The sequence below is a fragment of the Enterobacter sp. WPR_3_1 genome, from assembly GCF_003635055.1.
Classification (GTDB): Bacteria; Pseudomonadota; Gammaproteobacteria; order Enterobacterales; family Enterobacteriaceae; genus Enterobacter; species Enterobacter ludwigii.
Genome location: NZ_RBXU01000009.1, coordinates 1 through 25,597 on the forward strand (window position 1 = coordinate 1; position 25,597 = coordinate 25,597).

Consider the following 25,597-nt stretch of genomic DNA (forward strand, 5'->3'; position numbering starts at 1 on the left):
GCGTTCAATCTGAGCCATGATCAAACTCTTCAATTTAAGTTTGATGCTCGTGAATTAAACTTCGTAATGAATTACGTATGTTCACTCAGAGACTTGGTATTCATTTTTCGTCCGAGGACGTTAAGAACCCATGTCACTTTGAGTGCCCACACAGATTGTCTGATAAATTGTTAAAGAGCAGTGCCGCTTCGTTTTCGCTGCGGCGCGGGGTGTGCATATTACGCTTTCCCGCTTCAGAGTCAAGCATTTATTTTCGCTTATCTCTGCTGACCCGGCGGCGTGTGTGCCGTTGTTCCGTGTCAGTGGAGGCGCATTATAGGGGGTAATTCTGAAGCTGCAAGGATAAAGTGAAAATTATTTACTGACTGCTCACTTTCCAGGCAATTTGCATCCCAGACCTCAATTCTGGCCTGGTTTTTAAACAAAAACGAGCCGCAAGCGGCCCGTTTTTGCGTTTTGTGACTTACTGCACTGCCACAATTTTGTCGTCGTTGGCTTCCAGACGGATAACTTTGCCCGGAATCAGCTCCCCGGAGAGTATCTGCTGCGCCAGTGGGTTTTCGATCTGTTGCTGGATTGCGCGTTTCAGCGGACGCGCCCCATAAACCGGATCGTACCCATTTGCGCTCAAGAGCCTCAGCGCATCATCGGAGATGTGAATTTCATATCCACGCTCTTCAAGACGTTTATACAGACGCTGCAGCTGAATCTGCGCAATCGACGCAATATGTTTCTCACCCAGAGGATGGAACACTACCACTTCATCAATACGGTTAATGAACTCTGGACGGAAGCTATGGCTTACCACGCCCATCACCAGATCCTTCATATGGCCGTAGTCCAGTTCACCGAAACGTTCCTGAATCAAATCGGAACCCAGGTTCGAGGTCATGATCACTACCGTGTTACGGAAGTCGACCGTTCTCCCCTGGCCGTCAGTCAGCCGTCCATCGTCAAGAACCTGCAGCAGAATGTTGAACACATCCGGATGCGCTTTTTCCACTTCATCCAGCAGGATGACGGAATAAGGACGACGGCGCACCGCTTCTGTCAGGTAGCCACCTTCTTCATAACCCACATATCCTGGAGGCGCACCGACCAGTCGCGAAACGGAGTGTTTCTCCATAAACTCGGACATATCGATACGGACCATCGCGTCATCGCTGTCAAACATGAAGTTAGCCAGTGCCTTACACAGTTCGGTTTTACCGACACCCGTAGGCCCCAGGAACAGGAACGAACCGATCGGACGATTAGGGTCAGACAACCCTGCACGGCTACGGCGAATCGCATTAGAGACCGCTTCAACCGCCTCGTTCTGACCAATCACGCGCTGATGCAGATCCTGCTCCATGCGCAGCAGTTTGTCGCGTTCGCTTTCCATCATGCGCGCAACCGGAATACCGGTCCAGCGAGCCAGCACTTCAGCGATCTCCTCATCCGTTACTTTGTTTCGTAACAGACGCATCGTTTTGCCTTCCGACTGTGTGGCGATCTCAAGCTGTTTCTCAAGCTCAGGAATTTTGCCGTACTGCAGTTCAGACATTCGCGCCAGGTCACCCACACGACGCGCTTGCTCGATGGCAATTTTCGCCTGTTCCAGTTCAGCTTTAATTGTCTGAGTACCCGAGAGTGAAGCTTTCTCCGCTTTCCACTCTTCTTCCAGCTCAGAGTACTGACGCTCTTTATCGTCCAGTTCTTCGTTGAGCATATCCAGCCGTTTCTTACTGGCTTCATCAGACTCTTTCTTCAGTGCCTGCTGTTCCAGTTTGAGCTGGATGATGCGACGGTCGAGCCTGTCCAGCTCTTCCGGTTTCGAGTCAATCTGCATACGAATGCTCGAGGCCGCTTCATCAATAAGGTCGATTGCTTTATCGGGCAACTGACGGTCAGCGATATAACGATGCGAAAGCGTGGCCGCTGCAACAATCGCCGGGTCAGTAATCTGCACATGGTGGTGCAGTTCATAACGTTCTTTCAGCCCACGCAAAATCGCGATGGTATCTTCAACGCTTGGCTCAGCAACAAACACTTTCTGGAAACGACGCTCCAGCGCAGCATCTTTTTCGATGTACTGACGGTACTCATCCAGCGTGGTAGCCCCTACGCAGTGAAGTTCCCCACGTGCCAGGGCTGGTTTCAGCATGTTACCGGCATCCATCGCGCCGTCCGCTTTACCTGCGCCGACCATGGTGTGCAGTTCGTCAATAAACAGAATGACGTTGCCTTCCTGTTTCGCCAGGTCGTTAAGCACGCCTTTCAGACGCTCTTCGAACTCACCGCGGTATTTCGCCCCGGCCACCAGCGCACCCATGTCGAGCGCCAGTACACGACGACCTTTCAGCCCTTCCGGCACTTCACCGTTCACAATGCGCTGCGCCAGACCTTCGACGATGGCGGTTTTACCGACCCCCGGCTCACCAATCAGCACCGGGTTGTTTTTGGTACGACGCTGCAGTACCTGGATAGTACGGCGAATCTCTTCATCACGGCCGATCACCGGGTCAAGCTTGCCCTGCTCGGCACGCTCGGTCAGGTCGACCGTAAATTTTTTCAAAGCCTGACGTTGGTCTTCGGCTCCCTGATCGTTCACGCTTTCACCTCCGCGCATTTTCTCAATCGCCTGAGTCACATTGGCGGTGGTTGCGCCGGCAGATTTCAGCAGGTCGGTCAAGGTACCGCGTGATTCAAGCGCCGCCAGAACGAAAAGTTCTGACGAAATAAAGTTGTCCCCACGTTTTTGCGCCAGCTTGTCGCAAAGATTCAGCACACGCACCAGATCCTGAGACGGCTGAACGTCGCCACCGGTACCTTCTACCTGGGGTAAACGGCTCAGAGCCTGATCGATGGCGGTGCGTAACTGGCCAGCATTAATGCCGGCAGACGTTAATAACGGACGTACCGATCCCCCTTCCTGATTCAGCAAGGCGCTCATTAAATGAAGAGGTTCGATGAATTGGTTGTCGTGCCCCAGTGCAAGGGACTGGGCATCGGCGAGAGCAAGCTGGAATTTATTAGTAAGACGATCCAGACGCATAACTCCTCCCATAACAGGTCAAATTTGCTACTGGAGATTAAATGAGGTCATCCCTCAATTATTCAAGGTTAATGACCTGAATTATGTGAAAAGAAAACGGCACGTTCCGGATCGTCTTGATTCTTTAGGTTATATCAGCCAAATAAAACTTGCCATACGACCTGTCGTCTTGTCGCGGCGATAAGAGAAAAAATCACCCTTTTCGGTGAAGGTACAGCGATCGCCGCCGAAGATCTGCGTCACGCCGACATTATTCAGGCGCTGGCGGGCCAACAGGTAAATATCGGCCAGATATTTTTCACCGACAGGAAGGAAAGCATCCGCGGCCTGCAGATCTTTCTCTATAAAGGCTTCTCGGACCTCGGGTCCCACTTCAAACGCACGAGGACCAATGGCCGGGCCGAGCCAGGCCATGATATTCGCAGGGTCATCTTTAAAGCAGGCGACGGTCTCTTCGAGCACACCTTCACACAGACCACGCCAGCCCGCATGCGCTGCTGCCACCTCGGTACCGGCACGGTTACAGAACAGAACCGGCAGGCAATCGGCAGTCATTACCGCACATACCGTTCCCGGGGTATCACTGTAAGACGCATCGGCCCGTTTAGACGCATAGGGTTCGCCCGTTAATGGCAGTACCGTTTTACCGTGAACCTGTTCCAGCCAGACCGGTTTCGACGGTAAATTCCCGGCAGCAAACAGGCGTTTGCGGTTTTCTTCAACGTGCTCCAGGTTGTCACCACAGTGTGCGCCGAGATTCAAAGATTCCCACGCGCCCTGGCTCACACCGCCGATACGGGTTGAACTGCAGGCAGCCACGCCCTCAGGCAGTGGCCACTCCGGGACAATCAGTTTGGTCATAACCAGTCCACTTGATCTTTATGTTCTTCAAAATCAACACGCATGGCGTCAATAAGGTCGACCATATCCTGTGGGATCGGCGCGTGCCATTCCATCTGAATACCGGTGATAGGATGGTAAAGACGCAGCATCGTTGCGTGCAGCGCCTGGCGATCAAACTTACGCAGTACGCTAATGAACTCATCCGATGCACCTTTTGGCGGACGCGGACGACCACCGTAGACCTGATCGCCCACCAGCGGATGGGTAATGTGCGCCATATGAACACGGATCTGGTGAGTACGACCGGTTTCCAGACGCAGACGCAGACGCGTATGGATGCGGAAGTGTTCCATAATACGGTAGTGCGTCACCGCAGGCTTACCCATCGGGTGCACCGACATATGGGTACGTTTGGTTGGGTGACGGCTGATAGGTTCTTCCACCGTGCCGCCAGCGGTCATATGACCAATGGCCACCGCTTCATATTCACGGGTGATTTCACGCAGCTGCAGAGATTCCACCAGACGTGTCTGAGCTGGAACGGTCTTTGCCACCACCATCAGACCCGTGGTGTCTTTATCCAGACGGTGAACGATGCCGGCGCGCGGAACATCCACGATAGGCGGGTAATAATGGAGAAGTGCGTTAAGCACTGTGCCATCAGGGTTACCCGCGCCCGGATGAACAACCAGGTCACGTGGCTTGTTGATCACCAGGATGTCATCATCTTCATAGACGATGTTCAGCGGGATGTCCTGCGGCTCGAAGCGGATGTCCTCTTCGATTTCAGCATTGATGGCGACGGCTTCCCCACCTAACACTTTCTCTTTTGGTTTGTCCCAGATCTTGCCGTTTACCAGCACGCGCTGGTCAAGGATCCATTCTTTTATGCGTGAACGCGAATAATCAGGGAACAATTCGGCCAAAGCCTGATCTAAGCGTTGACCGAGCTGATTTTCGGAGACTGTTGCGGTGAGTTCTACTCGTTGTGCCATAAACTGCTTCTTCGTTTAACGTTGGGTTTTACGGCTTTGCCGTTTAATATAGTGTGCTATTGTAGCTGGTCTTAATCGGGATCAGGAACAGAGTTTCTCCCGGACAAACATTTGAGGAAAGTCAAAACGTCATGACGCGCATGAAATATCTGGTGGCAGCGGCCACGTTGAGCCTGGCTTTGGTGGGCTGCTCCGGTTCAAATGAACAGGTCCCTGACAATCCGCCGAATGAAATCTATGCGACTGCACAACAAAAGTTGCAGGACGGTAACTGGAAACAGGCGATAACGCAACTGGAAGCGTTGGATAATCGCTATCCATTTGGTCCGTATTCGCAGCAGGTACAGTTAGATCTCATCTATGCCTACTATAAAAATGCCGATCTGCCGCTGGCTCAGGCAACCATCGATCGTTTCATGCGTCTGAACCCGACTCATCCTAACATCGATTACGTCATGTACATGCGCGGTCTTACCAACATGGCGCTGGACGACAGTGCCCTGCAAGGTTTCTTCGGTGTGGATCGTTCTGACCGTGACCCGCAGCATGCGCGTGATGCTTTCAACGACTTCTCCAAACTGGTGCGCGGCTACCCGAACAGCCAGTACGTCACTGACGCGACCAAACGTCTGGTGTTCCTGAAAGATCGTCTGGCGAAATACGAATACTCCGTTGCGGAATACTATACCCGCCGTGGCGCATGGGTTGCCGTGGTTAATCGTGTAGAAGGTATGTTGCGTGATTACCCGGATACACAGGCAACGCGTGATGGCCTGAAGCTGATGGAAAATGCTTACCGTCAGATGCAGATGACCGCACAGGCTGACAAAGTGGCGAAAATCATCGCCGCGAACAGCAGCAACACCTGATATTGCCTCAAAGCAAAACGGCAGCCTTCGGGCTGCCGTTTTTTTATGCGTTCAGAGATCAGCTGAAGCGGTTTAGCCTCAACACATCCTATCAACTATGACCGCAAATCGGGCCTTCCACAAGGTAAATATCACCTCTTCCTGCCCTGCCTCACAAAAAACATTCCCTGACAAAAACCGACAAAATAACGTGATCTAAATCACACATTTTGACATTAGGACAGGTATGCTGGAATCACCAAGACGGAAAGACAAGAGGTAAAATTTATGACAATGAACATTACCAGTAAACAAATGGAAATTACTCCGGCAATCCGCCAACACGTCGCAGACCGTCTCGCCAAACTGGATAAATGGCAAACACATTTGATTAACCCACATATCATCCTGTCCAAGGAGCCGCAAGGTTTCATCGCTGACGCAACTATCAATACTCCAAACGGCCATCTGGTCGCCAGCGCAAAACACGAGGATATGTACACCGCTATTAACGATTTGATCAACAAGCTGGAACGGCAGCTCAATAAAGTGCAACACAAAGGTGAAGCCCGTCGCGCCGCAACGTCGGTGAAAGACGCCAGCTTCGCGGAAGAAGTTGAAGAAGAGTAATCCTTTAAATTGAGTTTACCGCCAACGCGCCTTCGGGCGCGTTTTTTATTGACAGCGTGAAAACAGTACGGGTACTTTAACGGTATCAACGACAGGATGATTTCATGAAACACACACCGTTTTTCTTCGCATTCTTTTTTACCTTCCCCTGATTGGGAGGCGTTTCGTCGTGTGATAAAGAATGCGAAGACGAACAACAAGGCCTCCCACACCGGGAGGCCTTTTTTATTAATAACGATAAACGAGACAGGCAACACTATGACACCGGAAAACCCGTTACTGGACCTGCGAGTGAAAATCAGCGCACTGGACGAAAAATTACTGGCCCTGCTGGCAGAACGTCGCACACTCGCCATCGAAGTGGGAAAAGCCAAGCTGGACTCCCATCGGCCGGTCCGTGATATCGACCGTGAACGCGACCTGCTGGAACGCCTGATTCAGCTTGGTAAAGCGCACCACCTCGACGCCCATTACATCACCCGTTTGTTCCAGCTCATCATCGAAGACTCCGTTCTGACCCAGCAAGCGCTACTCCAGCAGCATCTGAATAAAACGAACCCGCACTCTGCACGTGTCGCCTTCCTCGGCCCAAAAGGCTCTTACTCTCACCTTGCCGCACGCCAGTACGCAGCGCGTCATTTCGAAGAGTTTATTGAAAGCGGCTGCGCAAAATTTGCTGATATTTTCAATCAGGTCGAAACCGGACAGGCGGATTACGCCGTCGTACCGATTGAAAACACCAGCTCAGGCGCCATTAACGACGTGTACGATCTTCTGCAGCACACTACGCTGTCGCTGGTTGGCGAGATGACCATCCCTATCGATCACTGCGTACTGGTCTCTGGCTCAACCGACCTGAGCCAAATCGAGACGGTGTACAGTCACCCACAACCGTTCCAGCAGTGCAGTCAATTCCTCAACCGTTATCCGAACTGGAAAATTGAGTACACCGAAAGCACTTCTGCGGCGATGGAAAAAGTGATGCAGGCAAATTCCCCGACGGTGGCCGCGCTTGGCAGCGAGGCGGGCGGAGCGCTGTATGGCCTGCAGGTACTGGAACGCAACCTGGCGAACCAGACGCAAAATATCACCCGCTTCGTGGTACTGGCCCGTAAAGCCATCAATGTCTCTGAGCAGGTTCCGGCTAAAACGACACTGCTGATGGCGACCGGGCAGCAGGCGGGTGCGCTGGTTGAGGCCCTGCTGGTACTGCGTAACCACAACCTGATCATGACGAAGCTGGAATCTCGCCCGATTCATGGTAATCCGTGGGAAGAGATGTTCTATCTGGATATCCAGGCCAACCTGGAATCTGCATCCATGCAGAAAGCCCTGCGTGAACTGGGTGAAATCACCCGCTCAATGAAAGTGCTTGGCTGCTATCCGAGCGAAAACGTCGTGCCGGTTGACCCCGCTTAACGTTCGATAAAGCGGCTTTTCTTCATCCCTGCCACGCTGACGGGCAGGGTGAAGATGGCGCCGGAGAGCGGATACTGCGCCACTTCATCCGCATCCATATTTTCCCGCGTGGTCGTGATAAACAGGGTTTTCATATCCTCGCCGCCAAAGCAGACCATCGTCGGACAACGAACCGGCATGCGATGCTCTTCCAGTTGTTCCCCCTGCGGTGAAAAGCGCGCGATACGCCAGCCATGAAACATTGCGCTCCAGTAGCAGCCTTCTTCATCCATCGCAGCACCGTCGGGTATGCCCTCCCCCTCTTTAAAGCGGCGGAATATCTCGCGTTTCCCCGGCTCACCTTGCTCATCAAGCGGCGTGCGGTAGATAACGCCATTTGGCGTGTCAGAGGTGAACATCCACTGTTTGTCCGGGCTGAATGCCAGACCGTTGTGCCCGTGAATATCACACTGGATCACTTTCGGCGTCAGGTCATTATCGATACGCATCAGCATGGCGCCGTTGTAATCCCCCGGCCCCCAGAAGGTTCCCGCATAGAACCGTCCATGATGATCGGTACCTCCATCATTAAAACGCGCCAGTTGCGGGTTAGAGGGGTTATCACACACCTTGCGCTGAAGCAGGCCGTGCTTGTCAGCAAGCCAGATGCCATTGCGCATCGCGACGATAAAGCCGCCACGCTCACGCAGAGCGAAACAGCCTACTTCTTCATGGAAAGAGAGTACCGTGTGTTCCGCGGTGGGCAGATGATAACGGTGGATCTCCCCCTCCAGAATATCTGCCCAGTAGAGCGCATGCTCTTCGGCACTCCACGTCGGACATTCGGGCAGATGCCCGGTGTAATTCAACAGCGGCTGCGGTTCGGCCATAACAGTTCCCCAAAATGAAAAAAGCCAGCATTGCTGGCTTTTAGTATATACATCATCGCATTACTGGCGACTGTCATTTGCCTGACGCAAAAGCGTGCGGCTCTCACTCTGAAAACGTTGCGCATAATCGCCAAACCAGTGCTCGACTTTACGGAAGCTGTCGATAAACGCCTGTTTATCGCCATGCTCCAGCAAGGTGATCGCTTCACCAAACCGCTGGTAATAACGTTTGATAAGCGCCAGGTTGTTCTCAGAGGACATAATAATGTCGGCGTAAAGCTGTGGATCCTGAGCGAACAAACGCCCGACCATCGCCAACTCCAGGCGATAGATCGGTGAAGAGAGTGCCAGCAGCTGTTCAAGCTGCACATTCTCTTCCGCCAGATGCAAACCGTAGGCAAAGGTCGCAAAGTGGCGCAGCGCCTGAATGAACGCCATGTTCTGATCGTGCTCTACCGCGCTGATCCGGTGCAACCTGGCACCCCATACCTGAATCTGTTCCAGGAACCACTGATAGGCCTCCGGCTGACGACCATCACAGTACACCACAACCTGCTTCGCCAGGCTGCCACTGTCCGGACCAAACATCGGGTGCAGGCCAAGCACCGGGCCAGTATGCGCCGCCAGCATCGCCTGCAGGGGGCCATTTTTGACCGATGCAAGGTCAACCAGGATGCAATCTTTCGGCAACGGTGGAAGCTTGCCGATGATCTGCTCCGTCACGTGGATAGGCACGCTGACGATAACCATCCCCGCATCGGCCATCAGCGCTGGAGCGTGTTCCCAGTCCTCTTTTTCCAGAATGCGAACCTGATAACCAGAAAGCGTCAGCATTTTTTCAAACAGACGCCCCATCTGGCCCGCACCACCCACAATAACCACCGGGCGCAGGGACGGACAGAGGGTTTTGAAGCCCTTATCGTTTTCGCTGGAATAGGATTCCCGCATTACGCGACGCAAGACATCTTCAATCAGATCCGGCGAGACGCCAAGCGCCTGGGCCTCTTTGCGCCGCGAGGCCAGCATGGATGCCTCACGCTCCGGGACATAAATCGGCAGGCCGTATTTGCTTTTTACCTCACCCACTTCGGCAACCAGAGCCATACGGCGCGCCAGCAGGTCCAGCAACGCCTTATCCACTTCATCAATTTGATCGCGTAACGCGGTCAATTCAGCAACCATAACTACCCTCTTAAGCCAGACGCGTCGCCAGCTGGCCACTTACATCTTTATGGATCTCACGCAGCAGCGCGTCGGTGGTTTCCCAGCTGATGCAGGCATCCGTGACGGATACGCCGTGCTTCATTGCGCTGCGCGGTTGTTCAGATGACTGATTGCCTTCATGAATATTGCTCTCAATCATCAGACCGATAATAGAACGGTTGCCGTCTTTTATCTGTGCCACCACAGATTCCGCAACCGCAGGCTGACGACGGTAATCTTTATTCGAATTACCATGACTGCAATCTACCATCAGTGCCGGGCGCAGTCCCGCCTGCTCCATCTCTTTTTCACACTGTGCCACATCTGCCGGGCTGTAGTTCGGTGCTTTACCACCGCGCAGGATCACGTGACCATCCGGGTTACCCTGCGTTTGCAGGAGGCAAACCTGCCCCGCCTGGTTAATGCCAACAAAACGGTGCGGCATTGCCGCGGCACGCATGGCGTTAATTGCAGTGGCCAGGCTGCCATCGGTACCGTTTTTAAAACCAACCGGCATCGACAGACCAGACGCCATCTCGCGGTGGGTTTGTGATTCTGTGGTGCGTGCCCCAATGGCAGACCAGCTAAACAGGTCGCCCAGGTACTGCGGGCTGTTCGGATCCAGCGCTTCAGTGGCCAGCGGCAGCCCCATGCTGACCAACTCCACCAGCAGGCGACGCGCAATTTTCAGCCCTGCTTCCACATCAAACGAGCCATCCATGTGCGGATCGTTAATCAACCCTTTCCAGCCAACGGTGGTACGTGGCTTCTCAAAATAGACGCGCATTACCAGATAGAGGCTATCGCTGACCTCCTCCGCTAATGTTTTAAATCGACGAGCGTACTCAATGGCGGCTTCAGGATCGTGAATAGAACAAGGACCACATACCACCAGCAGGCGCGGATCGCGGCCAGCGATAATGTCTGAAATGGTCTGACGCGAGTGCTCAATTTGAGCCTCCTGCGCGACGCTCAGCGGGAATTCCGCTTTCAGTTGATCCGGAGTAATCAAAATCTGTTCGTCAGTGATGTGTACGTTGTTCAGCGCGTCTTTTTGCATGATTGCGATCCTGTAAAGCTCGTTTGCGATAGTTGTTTTCCTCGAAGAGGTGAAACAACGATACCATAACAAGTAAAGATTTCAATCCAAAATACGTACACTTTTCTTTACGAATACCAATTTATTGCAAAAATCAGCCGCCAGATCCGTAAACTTTAAATTACACCACTTACTTTCCGTTACCAGGCTATGCTGAAGAAAAAAGGAGAATGGCTATGCGTTCAATTGCTCTGGTGCTGTTGTCGCTCATTTTATCGGGTTGCCAAATCAATCCTTATACCTTCCACCCGGACTGGACCAGCCCCAGCTGGTTTGATGCAGGTAAAGAAGACGCCATGAATGGTCTGCCGGTTAAAGATAACCAGACGCTGGCCGATAATTTTAATGATCCACAAGTTGATCGTAGTGAATATCTCCGGGGATATGCAGACGGACAGAAGAAAGTGTGTGAAGAAGGTTTTCTCCACGCCTGGGGATTAGCGGGCAAATCTTTTCCTGCCAGCTGCGATACTGCTGAAAATGCAGCAAAACTGCACGAGTCATGGCAAAAAGGCATGGATGAAAGCATGCGCTCCAGCAGACTTAATTAAGCCTCTTTTTATTCACCGGAATATAACAAAGTGTAGGATTTAGCTTAGGTCGAGGCAGGGAAAATTCTGACATAATGACGGCTTTGGTAAACAATGGTATTCTGCCCACAACTCTTAAGGACATCTATTTCCGGAGCGAAGTGGCGGATTCTGGTGAGAAATTTATCCTTGATCTCTTTTTTCCGACTCACTCTGGTGCTAATGCTGTTCCTTATGGTGGGCGCAGCGGCGGCAGGCACGTTCACCGAAACCGATAAATCGGTACGTTCGATCGTTTCAGGTATTGTGAGCTACACCCGATGGCCGTCACTTTCCGGCCAGCCAAAACTCTGTGTTTATGCTTCTTCTCACTACACGCATGCACTCACCAGCAAGGACGGGCAAAGCGAATTACCTTATACCCCCGTTATTGTGCGTAACGATCAGGAAGCCCTGTCCGCGACGTGTGATGCTATTTATTTCGGGGCGGAATCCCCCGTAAAACAACGTGAATTAATAAGTCAGTATCAGGGCAGAGCATTGCTATTAATCTCAGAGCAAAATCCGGAATGTATTATTGGCAGCGCCTTTTGCCTGATAATTGATCGCAACCATGTCCGGTTTTCCGTCAATCTGGATGCGCTGACTCGCAGTGGCGTGAGAGTCAATCCGGATGTATTAATGCTCGCACGGAATAAGCAGCATGGATAAAGATTTCACTTCAGCGCCACGTCCGACGTTTAAAAGAACACTCAGACGAATCAGCATGATAAGCGTCATCATCACGATGACATTAATATGGCTGCTCCTCTGTTTTGCCTCCGTCGTGACATTAAAGCAATACGCACAAAAGAATCTCGAATTAACCGGCGCCACCATGAGCCACAGCCTTGAAGCCTCCCTGGTGTTCAACGATTCAGTGGCAGCCAATGAAACGCTTGCCGCCCTTGGCAAACAGGGCCAGTTTGCCGTGGCTGAAGTCCTCAACGTGCACAAAAAACGCTTTGCGTACTGGTCGTGGAACCCGGCGGATAACAACGACACTCTGGGCGCACTGGTCAGCCGCTGGCTTTTCCCCGAGCCGATTTCCCAGCCCGTATTCCATAACGGCTCAACGATTGGCGAAATACGCCTTACCGCGCGTGACAGCCTGATAAGCCACTTCATCTGGATGTCGTTTGCCGTTCTCACCGGCTGTATTCTGTTTGCGACGGTGGTCGCACTGACCATTACGCAATCCTTGCATCACGGCATGGTTACAGCGCTGCAAAACATTACTGACGTCGTTCATGACGTACGCACTAACCGTAACTTCTCCCGACGGGTGAAAGACGGGCGCATTGAAGAATTTCACCAGTTTGGCGAGGACTTCAACAGCCTTCTGGATGAAATGGAGGAGTGGCAGCTTAAACTGCAGGCGAAAAACGCCCAGCTATTACGCACCGCCATGCACGACCCGCTGACGGGTCTTGCCAACCGTGCGGCGTTTCGTAACAGCATCGCGGCATTAATGAATGACCCCTCAGCAAAAACAAACTCGGCCCTGCTCTTCCTCGACGGTGATAATTTTAAGTTTATTAATGACACCTGGGGACACGCGGCAGGAGACTGTGTGCTGATTGAAGTCGCCAGAAGAATGGTCGAGTTCGGTGATAAGCGCCATCAGTCATACCGCCTTGGCGGCGACGAGTTTGCCATGGTGCTGTACGGCGTCCATTCAGAGCCTGAGGTTCAACATCTTTGTGCTGCCTTATCGCAGCAGTTTATCCGCCCGTTCGAATTGCATAACGGGCAAAAAGCATCAATGTCACTCAGTATTGGCTTTGCTCTGGCGTGGGAAAATGGTTCTGTGGAAGCATTACTGGAGAAAGCCGACCGCAATATGTACCAGGTTAAAAACCAGCGTACAAAAACGATAAATTAGAAGGGAAACGATATGTTAAAGCGATACTTCGCGCCGTTGTTATTAGCCTCAGTCGTGCTGGCCGGTTGCCAGTCACCGCCGCAAGGCAAGTTCACTCCTGAGCAGATTGCGGCGATGAAGTCTTACGGTTTTAACGAACTGAACGGCGACTGGTCTCTTGGCCTGTCAGATACCATCCTGTTTGATAAAAATGACGCCCGGTTGCGTGCGGAAAGTGAAACGCAGATCAAGACCATGGCCTCTCGCCTCGCGGCAACCGGCCTGAACCACGCGCGTATGGACGGTCACACGGACAACTACGGCGAAGAGCGCTACAACGAAGCGCTGTCATTGAAACGTGCAAATGCGGTAGCCGACGCCTGGGCGAAGGGAGCCAATATCCCGCGCAGCAACCTCACCACGCAGGGGTTAGGCAAAAAATACCCTGTTGCGAGCAACAGTACTGCAAAAGGGCGCGCTGAAAACCGCCGGGTTGCGGTGGTTATCAGCACGCCATAAGGTTATTTAACCGATGATTCTGCGAGCGACACGCCTGTTGCCGCTCGCCAGCGCAGCCAGTCGACCAGCACAAACAGGGCCAGACTCACCCCCATCACCGGCATAGCCAGCCCCAGCAGGACACTCACTATCGCCGTGACGGCTCTTCCCCATCCCGATAGCGCCAGCCAGCTCTGACAGAGCGTCTGAACCGGGTTCACGACCGATTGCGCCGGACGACGCATCCACCACATCCGGTATCCCCAGACGATCAGCACGCACAGGGCAATACCGAAGGCGATCAGCAACAGCTGATTGGCCAGCCCAAACAAAATCCCCATGTGGAAATCCACACCCCAGCGGGTCAGTTTTGCCATTAACGGGAAATCTTCAAACCGGGTTCTGTCCAGAATGTGCAGGGAGTGCGGATCGACCGACACCGCGTCGACCTGAGTCGGCCAGCTGCGATCGATTTCCGTCACGGTCCAGGCCTGTTCAACCGTTTTCGCCGGGCGGATTTCGAGCTTGCTGGCATCTATACCCGCCGTACGGGCGGCATGCAGGACGTCATCAAAAAGCGTCGGATCCATCACCATCGCGGGCATCATCATCCCGCTATGATGCCCCCGGTGCTCAGCGTGCTCGTCCATGATGGCAGGCACACCGGAGAGCGTAGTATTGACCTGCGGCGTAAGCCAGTTCATCCGGGCACGCAGTGTATCCACGTTACCGCCCGCCCACTGAGACCACGTCAGGCCTGTCGCTGAGAACAATAACATTCCCCCCAGCAACACCCAGCCCAGTGCCACATGCACACGACGGCGGTTCTGGAAACGGTTGTTCATCCGACGTTTTGGTCGGGTGTAAAACCACAGGGCGATTCCACCCAGCGCGGCAACCCACATCCAGGAGGCGGCCAGCTCGCTATAGAGACGCCCGACATCGCCAAGCATCAACGAGGTGTGCAGATAATCGATGGTCTGGCGCAACGGCAGAATGCCACTCGTGCCGTACACCGTCATATCGCCCCTCACCTCAAGGCTCACGGGATCCACAAAGATAGCGCGGTTCTCCGACGGGCCAAGCGCAGGGTCAGCGAACATCACGCGGGTAGTATCACCGTCAACCAGCCCCGGACGAACGGCATGCAGGCGCAGATCTGAACCCACGGCGTTTTCCGCCACGGCAATCTGCTCGGCCAGAGGCCGTGCCTCTCCCACCGAATCCGTGTGCAACGCGTGCCGGTAGAGCGTGTTTTCCAGCTGCGGCGTCGCCACATACAGCGTACCGGTCAGCGCGGCGAAGAAGATAAACGGGCCAACAAACAGCCCGACATAGAAATGGAGTCGACGCAGCAGGTTTCCCCATGCCGCGCGCGGAGTGCAGGTAGTCATACTTTTCCTTTTTAAGGCAAAAAGTTATCGATTTTTTTTAAAGGGAAAAAGCAGACTGCCGCGGCGGCGCGCGGGTATCAGGAAAGAGCCAGGGGAAAAAGTGCCAGTGGCTGACCGGCGGTTGCGGCGGTGTAACGCGGCTCCTTTGCAGTACGACACTGAGCAGTACAATCAGCGCCAGCATCACGCCCGGCACATGCGCTAACAGTACACAGTAGCCACACGCTTCCGCATGGTCGACGGGCATCGAGTGCGGCATATCGCCATGGTGCTCATCCATCGACATCATGCTCATGTCATGATGCATTCCCGGCATGGCGCTCATGGGATCTTTTTGCAGCGAGATGGAGATAAGCGGCGCAACCACGATCAGCAGGATCGCAAACAGCGCGGTCAAAGCCGCTGCGCGTTTCCAGTTATGCCGATGCAGTACGTTATCCACTTTCCCTCCCGTTAAGAGGCCAGCATTGTAAATGATTTATGACGAAAGGGTTAATACGAGAGGTGCGATGGAATAAAAAAGGGCCAGCCTTTCGGCCAGCCCTTTTTAACAGGATGTCGCTTAAGCGAATCTTAGTTCAGACGCTCTTTAATACGAGCAGACTTACCAGTACGCTCACGCAGGTAGTACAGTTTAGCTTTACGTACAGCACCACGACGTTTAACAGCAATGCTGTCAACTACCGGAGAGTGAGTCTGGAAGACACGCTCAACGCCTTCGCCGTTGGAAATTTTACGAACAGTGAATGCAGAGTGCAGACCGCGGTTACGAATAGCGATAACCACGCCCTCGAATGCCTGCAGACGTTTTTTGGAACCTTCAACAACCCATACTTTCACTTCCACGGTGTCACCTGGACGGAAGGAAGGTACGTCCTGCTTCATCTGCTCTTGTTCAAGTTGCTTAATAATGTTGCTCATAATTTAATCTCTTATCCTGGGTAAACTGATATTCGGGAGCGTATTACGCATTCCCATCATGTTCATGCTGCTGTTGCGCGTGTTCTTTTTTGAACTCGGCCAGCAACTTTGCTTGCTCTTCAGTCAGAGCCAGGTTTTCCAGAAGTTCAGGTCTTCTAAGCCAGGTTCGGCCCAGCGACTGCTTCAAACGCCAGCGACGTATCTCAGCATGGTTTCCTGACAGTAACACCGCCGGTACTTCCATCCCTTCTAACACTTCAGGACGAGTATAGTGTGGACAGTCCAGCAACCCATCAGCAAAGGAATCTTCCGTTGCCGAAGCTTCATGGCCCAGTACACCCGGAATGAACCGGGCAACGGAGTCAATCAGCGTCATCGCTGGTAACTCACCACCGCTGAGTACGTAATCGCCGATAGACCATTCTTCGTCAATCTCGGTTTGAATTACGCGCTCATCTATCCCTTCGTAGCGACCACAGACCAGAATCAATTTTTGATTCGTCGCCAGTTCGCTGACGCCCGCTTGATCAAGCTTGCGTCCCTGAGGTGACAGATAAATCACCTTCGCGCCTTCACCTGCCGCGGCTTTTGCTGTGTGAATGGCGTCCCGTAAGGGTTGCACCATCATTAACATCCCCGGTCCGCCGCCGTAAGGACGATCGTCCACGGTACGGTGCCGGTCATGCGTAAAGTCACGAGGACTCCAGCTCTGGATGTTCAGCAGGCCATTCTTTACTGCCCGGCCAGTTACCCCGTAATCGGTAATCGCGCGGAACATTTCAGGAAACAGGCTAATTATGCCAATCCACATAGCGCCGTCTTTTACCGTTTATCCGGAGAATTTAAAAACCAGGATCCCAATCTACTTCAATCGTTTGAGTAGCGAGATCGACTTTCTTGATAACCTGTCCATCGAGGAACGGAACCAACCGCTCCTTGATGCCAAATGCATCTTTCAGGTTTGCCCTAATGACGAGAACGTCATTTGACCCGGTTTCCATCATGTCGATGACTTTCCCCAGGCTATAACCTTCAGTGGTGACCACCTGGCAACCCATAAGGTCTTTCCAGTAGTAGTCGCCCTCTTCCAGCTGCGGCAACTGCGACGAATCCACGATAATTTCACAATTAGTCAGTGCATTCGCGGCATCACGATCGTCAATGCCTTTCAGCTTGATGATGATGTCCTGATTGTGGTGACGCCAGCTTTCCAGCTCGACCTCTTCCCACTTACCGGCTTTCTGGATAAACCAGGGCTGGTAATTAAAAATGCTATCAGCGTCTTCAGTGGAGGAAAACACTCTGAGCCAACCACGAATACCGTAGCAAGAACCCATTTTGCCCAATACAATCGGTTCAACAGGTGCTTTATTGCTCATCATGACCACCGTGACAGATTAAGCTGCTTTGTTTGCTGCTTTGATCAGCGTAGCAACGCGATCGGAAACAGTAGCGCCCTGGCCAACCCAGTGAGCGATACGATCCAGATCCAGACGGGTTTCTTCTTCAGAACCAGAAGCGATCGGGTTGAAGAAACCAACGCGCTCAATGAAGCGACCGTTGCGTGCATTACGGCTGTCAGTAACAACAACCTGGTAGAACGGACGCTTTTTAGCGCCGTGACGTGCTAAACGAATAGTTACCATAACATCCTCTTGTGTGAATAAAACAACCGGGCCCCATCGAGGAACGGAGCCCGGGTGTCATATTAAAAGCCCGAAAATTTTACTGATTTCTGGGGAAAATGCAATCAGCAGTTAAAACTCTGCTGCAAAACACGGCCAGGGTGTGCTTTTCGGGCACACCCTGGCATCAAAATAGCCAGCAGCCAGGCGATTAACGGCCAGGGAATCCTGGCGGCATCATGCCCTTCATGCCACGCATCATCTTCGCCATGCCGCCTTTCTTCATTTTCTTCATCATGCGCTGCATGTCGTCGAACTGTTTCAGAAGGCGGTTTACGTCCTGCACCTGCATGCCGCAACCAGCTGCGATACGGCGTTTGCGGGACCCTTTGATGATGTCCGGGTTAGCACGTTCCTTGAGGGTCATCGAGTTGATGATCGCCTCCATACGCACCAGCACCTTGTCATCCATCTGCGCTTTTACGTTGTCAGGGATCTGGCCCATGCCCGGCAGTTTGCCCATCAGGCTTGCCATGCCGCCCATGTTTTTCATCTGACGCAGCTGCTCAAGGAAATCGGTCAGGTCAAAGCCGTCGCCTTTTTTCAGCTTGCTGGCCAGCTTCTCAGCCTGGGCGCGGTCAACCTTGCTCTCGATATCTTCGATAAGGGACAGCACGTCGCCCATGCCGAGGATACGGGAGGCGATACGGTCCGGGTGGAACGGCTCCAGCGCTTCGGTTTTCTCACCCACACCGAGGAATTTAATCGGCTTGCCAGTGATATGACGAATCGAAAGCGCCGCACCGCCGCGGGCGTCACCGTCCACTTTGGTCAGCACTACGCCGGTTAACGGCAGCGCTTCGTTAAACGCTTTCGCGGTGTTCGCCGCATCCTGACCGGTCATGGCGTCAACAACAAACAGGGTCTCTACCGGATTGATAGCGGCATGCACCTGTTTGATCTCATCCATCATCGCTTCGTCAACGTGCAGACGACCGGCGGTATCCACCAGCAGCACGTCGTAGAATTTCAGCTTCGCCTCTTTCAGCGCCGCGTTAACGATGTCGACAGGCTTCTGGGCAACGTCAGACGGGAAGAAATCCACGCTGACCTGCTGCGCCAGGGTTTCCAGCTGTTTAATCGCCGCCGGGCGATAGACGTCCGCAGAAACGACCAGCACTTTTTTCTTGTGCTTTTCTCGCAGGAATTTACCCAGCTTACCCACGCTGGTGGTTTTACCCGCACCCTGCAGGCCCGCCATCAGCACGACGGCCGGTGGCTGTGCCGCCAGGTTAAGCACCTGGTTCTCTTCGCCCATCGCCGAAACCAGTTCGTTACGGACGATTTTGACGAACTCCTGACCCGGGGTCAGGCTCTTGTTAACTTCATGACCAACCGCCTTCTCTTTAACGCGGTTGATAAAATCACGAACAACCGGCAACGCGACGTCTGCTTCCAGCAGCGCCATGCGCACTTCGCGCAGCGTTTCCTTGATGTTGTCTTCGGTAAGGCGTCCGCGGCCGCTGATGTTGCGCAGCGTGCGCGACAAACGATCGGTTAAATTATCAAACATTGTCTCTCGCCTGAGTAGAAACGTTGGGTCGCTGGCAGCGACACATACACAGAATTTTGCCGGAGTATAACATGAAGGCGGCTTTGTTGTTATGCAACGGTTGGAGCAGGCGTCACGTAACGTTATACTGCTTCTCTTTCTTATTAAGACAACTGTCGATGCCTATATGCCTGTTTTCGCACTGATCGCCCTTGTTGCCTACTCCGTCAGCCTCGCGCTGATCATTCCTGGACTGCTGCAAAAAAACAGCGGCTGGCGACGCATGGCTATTCTTTCGGCGGTGATCGCACTGATAAGCCATGCATTCGCGCTGGAATCGCGCATTATCCCCGGCGATGGCAGCGTACAGAACCTGAGCGTGCTCAACGTCGGCTCGCTGGTCAGCCTGATGATCTGCACGGTGATGACCATTGTCGCCTCTAAAAACCGTGGCTGGCTGCTACTGCCGATTGTGTATGCCTTCGCGCTGATCAACCTGGCCTTAGCCACGTTTATGCCCAATGAGTTTATTACGCATCTGGAAGCGACGCCGGGAATGCTGGTGCATATCGGCCTGTCACTCTTCGCTTATGCAACGCTCATTATCGCCGCGCTCTATGCCATGCAGCTCGCCTGGATTGACTACCAACTAAAAAACAAAAAGCTGGCCTTTAACCATGAGATGCCGCCGCTGATGGTGATTGAGCGTAAGATGTTCCACATCACGCAGGTCGGTGTCGTGCTGCTGACGTTAACGCTGTGCACGGGCCTGTTTTATATGAAGAACCTGTTCAGCGTGGAGAATATCGATAAAGCGGTCCTCTCCATCATCGCGTGGTTTGTCTATATTGTCCTGTTATGGGGCCATTATCATGAAGGCTGGCGCGGTCGTCGCGTGGTCTGGTTCAACGTCGCGGGCGCGGGCATTCTCACCCTTGCCTATTTTGGCAGCCGCTTCATACAGCAATTTGCTGGCTAAGTAACAAAGGAGTTCCCCCTGGAACACATCTCTACCACCACGCTGATCATTACGCTGATCGTCATGGTGGTCATCTCCGCCTATTTCTCCGGCTCGGAAACCGGCATGATGACCTTAAACCGCTACCGGTTACGTCATCGTGCTAAACAGGGTAACCGTGCCGCCCGTCGCGTCGAAAAACTGCTGCGTCAACCGGATCGTCTGATCAGTCTGGTGCTTATCGGTAACAACCTCGTCAACATTCTTGCCTCTGCACTCGGTACCATCGTCGGGATGCGCCTGTACGGCAACGCCGGCGTCGCCATTGCCACCGGTGTGCTGACATTTGTGGTGCTGGTGTTTGCAGAAGTGCTGCCTAAAACCATCGCCGCACTCTACCCGGAAAAAGTGGCCTACCCCAGCAGCTTCCTGCTGGCACCGCTGCTGATCCTGATGATGCCGCTGGTCTGGTTACTGAACATGGTGACGCGTATTCTGATGCGGATGATCGGTATCAAAGCAGACGTCACCATCAGCAGCGCGCTCAGCAAAGAAGAGCTGCGCACCATCGTGCATGAATCGCGCTCGCAGATCTCCCGGCGTAATCAGGACATGCTGCTGTCGGTACTGGATCTGGAAAAGGTCAGCGTTAACGACATCATGGTGCCGCGTAATGAGATCGTCGGCATTGATATCAATGACGACTGGAAAGCCATCGTCCGCCAGCTGACCCACTCCCCGCACGGGCGTATCGTGCTGTACCGCGACTCTCTGGACGATGCCATCAGCATGCTGCGCGTGCGCGAAGCTTATCGTCTGATGACCGAGAAAAAAGAGTTCACCAAAGAGGTGATGCTCCGCGCCGCTGACGAAATTTATTACGTGCCGGAAGGAACGCCGCTCAGCACCCAGCTGGTGAAGTTCCAGCGTAACAAGAAGAAGGTCGGCCTGGTGGTCAATGAGTACGGGGATATTCAGGGGCTGGTGACGGTTGAAGATATTCTGGAAGAGATTGTCGGGGACTTTACCACCTCAATGTCCCCTTCCCTTGCGGAAGAAGTCACCCCGCAAAACGACGGCTCGGTGCTGATCGACGGCAGCGCGAACATTCGCGAGCTCAATAAAGCCTTTAACTGGCATTTACCGGAAGATGAAGCACGCACCATAAACGGGATGATTCTGGAAGCACTGGAAGAGATCCCGGCGGCGGGCACGCGGGTGCGCATTGAGCAATACGATATTGATATCCTGGACGTGCAGGACAATATGATTAAGCAGGTGAAAGTCCTGCCGGTAAAACCGATTCGGGAAAGTATTGCTGAGTAGAGAGTAGGCCGGGTACGGCGCAAGCCGCCACCCGGCACTACAGATGGCAAATTACGCTTTCGCTTTCGCCACGGTAACCATTGCAGCACGAATGGTACGACCGTTCAGGGTATAACCTTTCTGCATCACGCCAAGCACTTTACCGGCTTCAACGTCTTCTGATTCCACCATCGCAATCGCCTGGTGCACGTTTGGATCCAGCGGAACGTTGGTATCGCCAACCACTTCCACGCCAAACTTACGTACCACATCCAGCATGGATTTCAGCGTCAGTTCGATACCTTCGATCATCGCGGTGTTGTCCGGGTTAGCTTTATCAGCCACTTCCAGTGCGCGATCCAGGCTATCAATCACCGGCAGCAGTTCGTTGATGAATTTCTCCAGCGCAAATTTATGCGCCTTCTCAACGTCCTGCTCGGTACGACGGCGCAGGTTTTCCATTTCCGCCTTGATGCGCAGAACACTGTCGCGTTCGCGATTCTGTGCTTCTACCAGCTGAGCTTCCAGATTCGCAATTCTTTCATCGCGCGGGTCCACCTGCTCAGCAGATGCGTCCGGCTCTACAGCCTCAACATCATCGTGCTGTTCCGTGATAATTTCTTCAGGGGCTTGCCCCTCAGGCGTTTTCTGTTCTTTACTACTCATGAATTTCTCCGCGTTTTTCTGCATTCATATCGCTAACTTCGCTTATTATGGGGATCAGTTTCCGGGATTCAAGGGAACAAGACAGATTGTCATCATTCATCAGGCACAAGGACCTCCAGAAAATGAATAATCATTTCAGGTGTATTGGGATCGTCGGGCATCCGCGTCACCCTACCGCATTGACGACACATGAAATGTTGTATCGCTGGCTGTGTAGCAAAGGCTATGAAGTGATGGTCGAGCAGCAGATTGCCCAGGAGCTGCAGCTGAAGAGCGTCAAAACCGGCACGCTGGCGGAAATTGGCCAGCAGGCGGATCTCGCCGTGGTGGTCGGTGGCGACGGCAATATGCTCGGCGCGGCCCGAACGCTCGCGCGTTATGACATCAAGGTCATCGGTATCAACCGCGGCAATCTCGGCTTTCTGACCGACCTCGATCCGGACAACGCCCAGCAGCAGCTGGCCGACGTGCTGGAAGGTCATTATATCAGCGAAAAACGCTTTTTGCTGGAAGCGCAGGTGTGTCAGCAGGACTGCCAGAAGCGCATCAGCACCGCGATTAACGAAGTAGTGCTCCATCCCGGCAAAGTGGCGCACATGATTGAGTTCGAAGTCTATATCGACGAAATCTTCGCCTTCTCGCAGCGTTCTGACGGGCTGATTATCTCCACGCCGACAGGGTCGACTGCCTACTCGCTCTCTGCGGGTGGCCCGATCCTCACCCCTTCACTGGATGCCATCACTCTGGTGCCGATGTTCCCGCACACGCTCTCCGCGCGTCCGCTGGTGATCAACAGCAGCAGCACCATTCGTCTGCGTTTCTCGCACCGCCGTAACGATCTGGAGATCAGCTGCGACAGCCAGATTGCGCTGCCTATTCAGGAAGGTGAAGATGTTCTCATTCGTCGGTGTGATTACCACCTGAATCTTATTCACCCGAAAGATTACAGCTATTTCAATACATTAAGCTCGAAGCTTGGCTGGTCAAAAAAATTGTTCTGATTTTGCATCCAGTACTTTACTGTATATAAAACCAGTTTATACTGTATGAAAACACAGTCATGGTTTTTCATACAGGAAAACAATTATGCTGGCACAACTGACCATCAGCAACTTTGCCATAGTTCGTGAGCTTGAGATCGATTTCCACAGCGGCATGACGGCGATCACCGGGGAAACCGGTGCGGGTAAATCCATTGCCATAGATGCCCTCGGCTTGTGCCTCGGCGGCCGTGCAGAAGGTGACATGGTGCGCAGGGGCGCAAACCGTGCCGATCTCTGCGCTCGCTTCTCCCTGAAAGATACCCCTGCCGCCCTGCGCTGGCTCGAAGAGAACCAGCTCGAAGACGGACGTGAGTGTTTACTTCGTCGCGTTATCAGCAGCGATGGTCGTTCCCGCGGCTTTATCAACGGCACTGCAGTCCCGCTTTCCCAGCTTCGCGAGCTCGGCCAGTTACTCATTCAGATCCACGGCCAGCACGCGCACCAGCAACTCATTAAACCGGAGCAGCAGAAAGCGCTGCTTGATGGCTATGCCGGTGAGTACGCACTTACTCAGCGCATGGCGGAGCACTATCGCCAGTGGCATCAAAGCTGTCGTGAGCTTGCCCAGCACCAGCAGCAAAGCCAGGAGCGTGCCGCCCGCGCTGAGCTTCTGGAATACCAGCTTAAAGAACTCAACGAATTTAGCCCGCAGGCGGGTGAATTTGAGCTTATCGACGAAGAGTACAAGCGCCTGGCTAATAGCGGTCACCTGCTCTCAACCAGCCAGAATGCCCTTAACATGCTGGCTGACGGTGAAGACGTGAACCTGCAGAGCCAGCTGTATAATGTTCGTCAGCTCATCACCGAGCTGGCCGGCATGGACAGCAAACTCTCTGGCGTACTGGATATGCTGGAAGAGGCCGCGATTCAGATTTCAGAAGCCAGTGACGAACTGCGCCACTACTCTGAACGTCTGGATCTCGACCCGAACCGTCTGTTTGAGCTGGAGCAACGCATCTCCCGTCAGATCTCGCTGGCGCGTAAGCACCACGTTACGCCAGAAGAGCTGCCTGGCTATTATCAGTCCCTGCTTGATGAACAACAGCAGCTTGACGATCAGGCTGACTCGCTGGAAACCCTGTCACTGGCGGTGAACCTGCACCATGAACAGGCGCTGACGACGGCGAAACAGTTGCATGAGATCCGTCAACATTACGCCCAGGAACTGAGCCAGCACATCACCGACAGCATGCACACGCTGGCGATGCCGCACGGCGTATTCACCATTGATGTCCGTTTCGAAGAGAACCATCTGACGGCGGAAGGTGCGGACCGTATCGAATTCCGCGTCACCACCAACCCGGGGCAGCCGTTGCAGCCCATCTCTAAAGTGGCTTCCGGCGGTGAACTGTCGCGTATCGCGCTGGCGATTCAGGTGATTACCGCACGTAAAATGGAAACCCCGGCGCTGATTTTCGATGAAGTGGATGTGGGGATCAGCGGCCCAACAGCGGCAGTCGTCGGCAAACTATTGCGCCAGTTGGGTGAATCAACGCAGGTCATGTGTGTTACCCACCTGCCGCAGGTGGCCGGGTGTGGTCATCATCACTTTATTGTCAGCAAAGAAACTGACGGTGAAATGACGGAAACGCACATGAAGCCACTGGATAAACGCGCACGTCTGCAGGAGCTGGCACGCCTGCTGGGCGGCAGTGAAGTCACGCGAAATACGCTCGCGAACGCGAAAGAACTGCTGGCGGCATAAACTTTTTCGGGATCTCAGGGTCATAGAGAACAACAAAAACGCCGCCAGACCGGTTTCAAAGTGGGGCAAGGTCTATTATCATCGGCATATAACATATGAGCCGCGTTCTGCTCGGGCCCGAAAAGGAATCAAATCACTATGCGTTGTAAAATGCTGACCGCTGCCGCAGCGGTTCTTCTGATGTTGACCGCAGGCTGTTCCACTCTGGAGAAAGTGGTTTACCGTCCTGATATCAACCAGGGGAACTACCTTACCCCTAACGATGTGTCCAAAATCCGTGTGGGGATGACACAACAGCAGGTCGCTTATGCACTTGGAACCCCAATGATGTCCGATCCGTTCGGCACAAACACCTGGTTCTATGTATTCCGTCAGCAGCCGGGCCATGAAGACGCGTCCCAGCAGACCCTGACGCTGACCTTCAGCAGCGCCGGTGTGTTGACCAACATCGACAACAAGCCTGCCCTGACCAAATAATCAGGTGTCAGAGATGCAAAAAGGTGCTCAATGAGCACCTTTTTTGTTTTCCTTCATCCCCCTCGCCCCTTTGAGAA

27 protein-coding genes and 1 other annotated feature are annotated in these 25,597 nt (G+C 53.4%); of the genes, 13 read left to right on the forward strand and 14 right to left on the reverse strand.

What is annotated here, in order from left to right:
* Positions 1 to 463: 463 nt before the first annotated feature.
* The 3 genes from clpB to rluD form a co-directional block, all read right to left on the reverse strand.
* Positions 464 to 3,037 (reverse strand): ATP-dependent chaperone ClpB, encoded by a 2,574-nt coding sequence (gene clpB, locus BJ887_RS08310; protein ID WP_020883924.1) that lies wholly within the window; start codon positions 3,035 to 3,037, stop codon positions 464 to 466.
* Between the two features lie 129 nt (positions 3,038 to 3,166).
* Entirely contained in the window at positions 3,167 to 3,898 is a 732-nt protein-coding gene (gene yfiH, locus BJ887_RS08315; RefSeq protein WP_121339747.1) for a purine nucleoside phosphorylase YfiH, read from the reverse strand.
* Positions 3,895 to 4,875 carry a 23S rRNA pseudouridine(1911/1915/1917) synthase RluD gene (rluD, locus tag BJ887_RS08320; RefSeq protein WP_014171235.1) on the reverse strand — a complete coding sequence of 327 codons (981 nt, stop codon included), beginning with the start codon at positions 4,873 to 4,875 and terminating at the stop codon, positions 3,895 to 3,897. Before rluD ends, yfiH begins: the two co-directional genes overlap by 4 nt.
* A 131-nt stretch (positions 4,876 to 5,006) precedes the next feature.
* On the opposite strand from rluD, the gene bamD reads away from it, so the two are divergent.
* The 4 genes from bamD to pheA all read left to right on the forward strand — a co-directional run bounded on the left by bamD (position 5,007) and on the right by pheA (position 7,772).
* Positions 5,007 to 5,744 (forward strand): outer membrane protein assembly factor BamD, encoded by a 738-nt coding sequence (gene bamD / locus BJ887_RS08325; RefSeq protein ID WP_013098339.1) that lies wholly within the window; start codon positions 5,007 to 5,009, stop codon positions 5,742 to 5,744.
* Between the two features lie 267 nt (positions 5,745 to 6,011).
* The gene (gene raiA, locus BJ887_RS08330; protein WP_003863162.1) at positions 6,012 to 6,353 is read left to right on the forward strand and encodes a ribosome-associated translation inhibitor RaiA; all 342 of its coding nucleotides are present in this window, start codon (positions 6,012 to 6,014) and stop codon (positions 6,351 to 6,353) included.
* Positions 6,354 to 6,456: 103 nt separating this feature from the next.
* Positions 6,457 to 6,582: a sequence feature (Phe leader region), on the forward strand.
* Positions 6,458 to 6,505 carry a pheA operon leader peptide PheL gene (pheL, locus tag BJ887_RS08335; RefSeq protein WP_001386991.1) on the forward strand — a complete coding sequence of 16 codons (48 nt, stop codon included), beginning with the start codon at positions 6,458 to 6,460 and terminating at the stop codon, positions 6,503 to 6,505. It overlaps the preceding feature by 48 nt.
* 29 nt (positions 6,583 to 6,611) lie before the next feature.
* Entirely contained in the window at positions 6,612 to 7,772 is a 1,161-nt protein-coding gene (pheA, locus tag BJ887_RS08340; protein WP_020883922.1) for a bifunctional chorismate mutase/prephenate dehydratase, read from the forward strand.
* Here the strand turns inward: pheA and BJ887_RS08345 are convergent.
* Genes BJ887_RS08345 through aroF form a run of 3 tightly spaced genes read right to left on the reverse strand, consistent with a single transcriptional unit; the run spans position 7,769 to position 10,904 of the window.
* On the reverse strand, positions 7,769 to 8,641 hold the full coding sequence (locus BJ887_RS08345) for an SMP-30/gluconolactonase/LRE family protein (protein ID WP_121339748.1): 873 nt from the start codon (positions 8,639 to 8,641) through the stop codon (positions 7,769 to 7,771). The two genes, pheA and BJ887_RS08345, sit on opposite strands and share 4 nt — an antisense overlap.
* A 60-nt stretch (positions 8,642 to 8,701) precedes the next feature.
* A complete protein-coding gene (tyrA, locus tag BJ887_RS08350; RefSeq protein ID WP_014171239.1) occupies positions 8,702 to 9,823 on the reverse strand; it encodes a bifunctional chorismate mutase/prephenate dehydrogenase in 1,122 nt (373 codons plus the stop codon).
* A gap of 10 nt (positions 9,824 to 9,833) precedes the next feature.
* Positions 9,834 to 10,904 (reverse strand): 3-deoxy-7-phosphoheptulonate synthase AroF, encoded by a 1,071-nt coding sequence (gene aroF, locus BJ887_RS08355; protein WP_032680469.1) that lies wholly within the window; start codon positions 10,902 to 10,904, stop codon positions 9,834 to 9,836.
* Positions 10,905 to 11,119: 215 nt separating this feature from the next.
* Between aroF and BJ887_RS08360 the strand changes: the two genes are divergently transcribed.
* The 4 genes from BJ887_RS08360 to BJ887_RS08375 all read left to right on the forward strand — a co-directional run bounded on the left by BJ887_RS08360 (position 11,120) and on the right by BJ887_RS08375 (position 13,895).
* Positions 11,120 to 11,494: a DUF2799 domain-containing protein gene (locus BJ887_RS08360; RefSeq protein WP_032680468.1), complete on the forward strand. Its 375-nt coding sequence runs from the start codon at positions 11,120 to 11,122 to the stop codon at positions 11,492 to 11,494.
* Positions 11,495 to 11,695: 201 nt separating this feature from the next.
* Positions 11,696 to 12,184: a YfiR family protein gene (locus tag BJ887_RS08365; protein ID WP_020883918.1), complete on the forward strand. Its 489-nt coding sequence runs from the start codon at positions 11,696 to 11,698 to the stop codon at positions 12,182 to 12,184.
* Positions 12,177 to 13,397 carry a diguanylate cyclase DgcN gene (gene dgcN, locus BJ887_RS08370; RefSeq protein ID WP_020883917.1) on the forward strand — a complete coding sequence of 407 codons (1,221 nt, stop codon included), beginning with the start codon at positions 12,177 to 12,179 and terminating at the stop codon, positions 13,395 to 13,397. Before BJ887_RS08365 ends, dgcN begins: the two co-directional genes overlap by 8 nt.
* Positions 13,398 to 13,409: 12 nt before the next feature.
* Positions 13,410 to 13,895 (forward strand): OmpA family protein, encoded by a 486-nt coding sequence (locus BJ887_RS08375; protein ID WP_014171244.1) that lies wholly within the window; start codon positions 13,410 to 13,412, stop codon positions 13,893 to 13,895.
* A 2-nt stretch (positions 13,896 to 13,897) separates the two neighbouring features.
* Here the strand turns inward: BJ887_RS08375 and BJ887_RS08380 are convergent, their stop codons facing one another.
* The 7 genes from BJ887_RS08380 to ffh all read right to left on the reverse strand — a co-directional run bounded on the left by BJ887_RS08380 (position 13,898) and on the right by ffh (position 19,387).
* Positions 13,898 to 15,268: a PepSY domain-containing protein gene (locus BJ887_RS08380; RefSeq protein ID WP_121339749.1), complete on the reverse strand. Its 1,371-nt coding sequence runs from the start codon at positions 15,266 to 15,268 to the stop codon at positions 13,898 to 13,900.
* Positions 15,269 to 15,305: 37 nt separating this feature from the next.
* Complete coding sequence (locus BJ887_RS08385) at positions 15,306 to 15,710, reverse strand: DUF2946 domain-containing protein (protein ID WP_025203431.1); 405 nt, start codon at positions 15,708 to 15,710, stop codon at positions 15,306 to 15,308.
* Positions 15,711 to 15,841: 131 nt separating this feature from the next.
* The gene (gene rplS, locus BJ887_RS08390; RefSeq protein WP_002914145.1) at positions 15,842 to 16,189 is read right to left on the reverse strand and encodes a 50S ribosomal protein L19; all 348 of its coding nucleotides are present in this window, start codon (positions 16,187 to 16,189) and stop codon (positions 15,842 to 15,844) included.
* Positions 16,190 to 16,232: 43 nt separating this feature from the next.
* Positions 16,233 to 17,000, reverse strand: a complete 768-nt coding sequence (gene trmD / locus BJ887_RS08395; protein ID WP_014171247.1) for a tRNA (guanosine(37)-N1)-methyltransferase TrmD — start codon at positions 16,998 to 17,000, stop codon at positions 16,233 to 16,235.
* 31 nt (positions 17,001 to 17,031) lie between these two features.
* On the reverse strand, positions 17,032 to 17,571 hold the full coding sequence (gene rimM, locus BJ887_RS08400; protein ID WP_032670210.1) for a ribosome maturation factor RimM: 540 nt from the start codon (positions 17,569 to 17,571) through the stop codon (positions 17,032 to 17,034).
* A gap of 15 nt (positions 17,572 to 17,586) precedes the next feature.
* Positions 17,587 to 17,835: a 30S ribosomal protein S16 gene (rpsP, locus tag BJ887_RS08405; protein ID WP_014171249.1), complete on the reverse strand. Its 249-nt coding sequence runs from the start codon at positions 17,833 to 17,835 to the stop codon at positions 17,587 to 17,589.
* A gap of 190 nt (positions 17,836 to 18,025) precedes the next feature.
* The gene (gene ffh / locus BJ887_RS08410) at positions 18,026 to 19,387 is read right to left on the reverse strand and encodes a signal recognition particle protein (RefSeq protein WP_014171250.1); all 1,362 of its coding nucleotides are present in this window, start codon (positions 19,385 to 19,387) and stop codon (positions 18,026 to 18,028) included.
* 166 nt (positions 19,388 to 19,553) lie between these two features.
* On the opposite strand from ffh, the gene BJ887_RS08415 reads away from it, so the two are divergent.
* Positions 19,554 to 20,345, forward strand: coding sequence for an inner membrane protein YpjD (locus BJ887_RS08415; protein ID WP_003863130.1), 792 nt, complete (start codon positions 19,554 to 19,556; stop codon positions 20,343 to 20,345).
* An 18-nt stretch (positions 20,346 to 20,363) separates the two neighbouring features.
* Positions 20,364 to 21,650, forward strand: coding sequence for an HlyC/CorC family transporter (locus tag BJ887_RS08420; protein WP_040018985.1), 1,287 nt, complete (start codon positions 20,364 to 20,366; stop codon positions 21,648 to 21,650).
* A gap of 51 nt (positions 21,651 to 21,701) precedes the next feature.
* On the opposite strand, the gene grpE is transcribed toward BJ887_RS08420, so the two are convergent.
* A complete protein-coding gene (gene grpE, locus BJ887_RS08425; RefSeq protein ID WP_229216830.1) occupies positions 21,702 to 22,295 on the reverse strand; it encodes a nucleotide exchange factor GrpE in 594 nt (197 codons plus the stop codon).
* A 122-nt stretch (positions 22,296 to 22,417) separates the two neighbouring features.
* Here grpE and nadK point away from each other — a divergent pair, with 122 nt between their 5' ends.
* The 3 genes from nadK to bamE all read left to right on the forward strand — a co-directional run bounded on the left by nadK (position 22,418) and on the right by bamE (position 25,520).
* Complete coding sequence (gene nadK, locus BJ887_RS08430) at positions 22,418 to 23,296, forward strand: NAD(+) kinase (protein WP_020883909.1); 879 nt, start codon at positions 22,418 to 22,420, stop codon at positions 23,294 to 23,296.
* An 85-nt stretch (positions 23,297 to 23,381) separates the two neighbouring features.
* On the forward strand, positions 23,382 to 25,043 hold the full coding sequence (gene recN / locus BJ887_RS08435; RefSeq protein WP_121339751.1) for a DNA repair protein RecN: 1,662 nt from the start codon (positions 23,382 to 23,384) through the stop codon (positions 25,041 to 25,043).
* A gap of 138 nt (positions 25,044 to 25,181) precedes the next feature.
* Positions 25,182 to 25,520: an outer membrane protein assembly factor BamE gene (gene bamE / locus BJ887_RS08445; protein WP_014171256.1), complete on the forward strand. Its 339-nt coding sequence runs from the start codon at positions 25,182 to 25,184 to the stop codon at positions 25,518 to 25,520.
* The last annotated feature ends 77 nt before the right edge of the window (positions 25,521 to 25,597 follow it).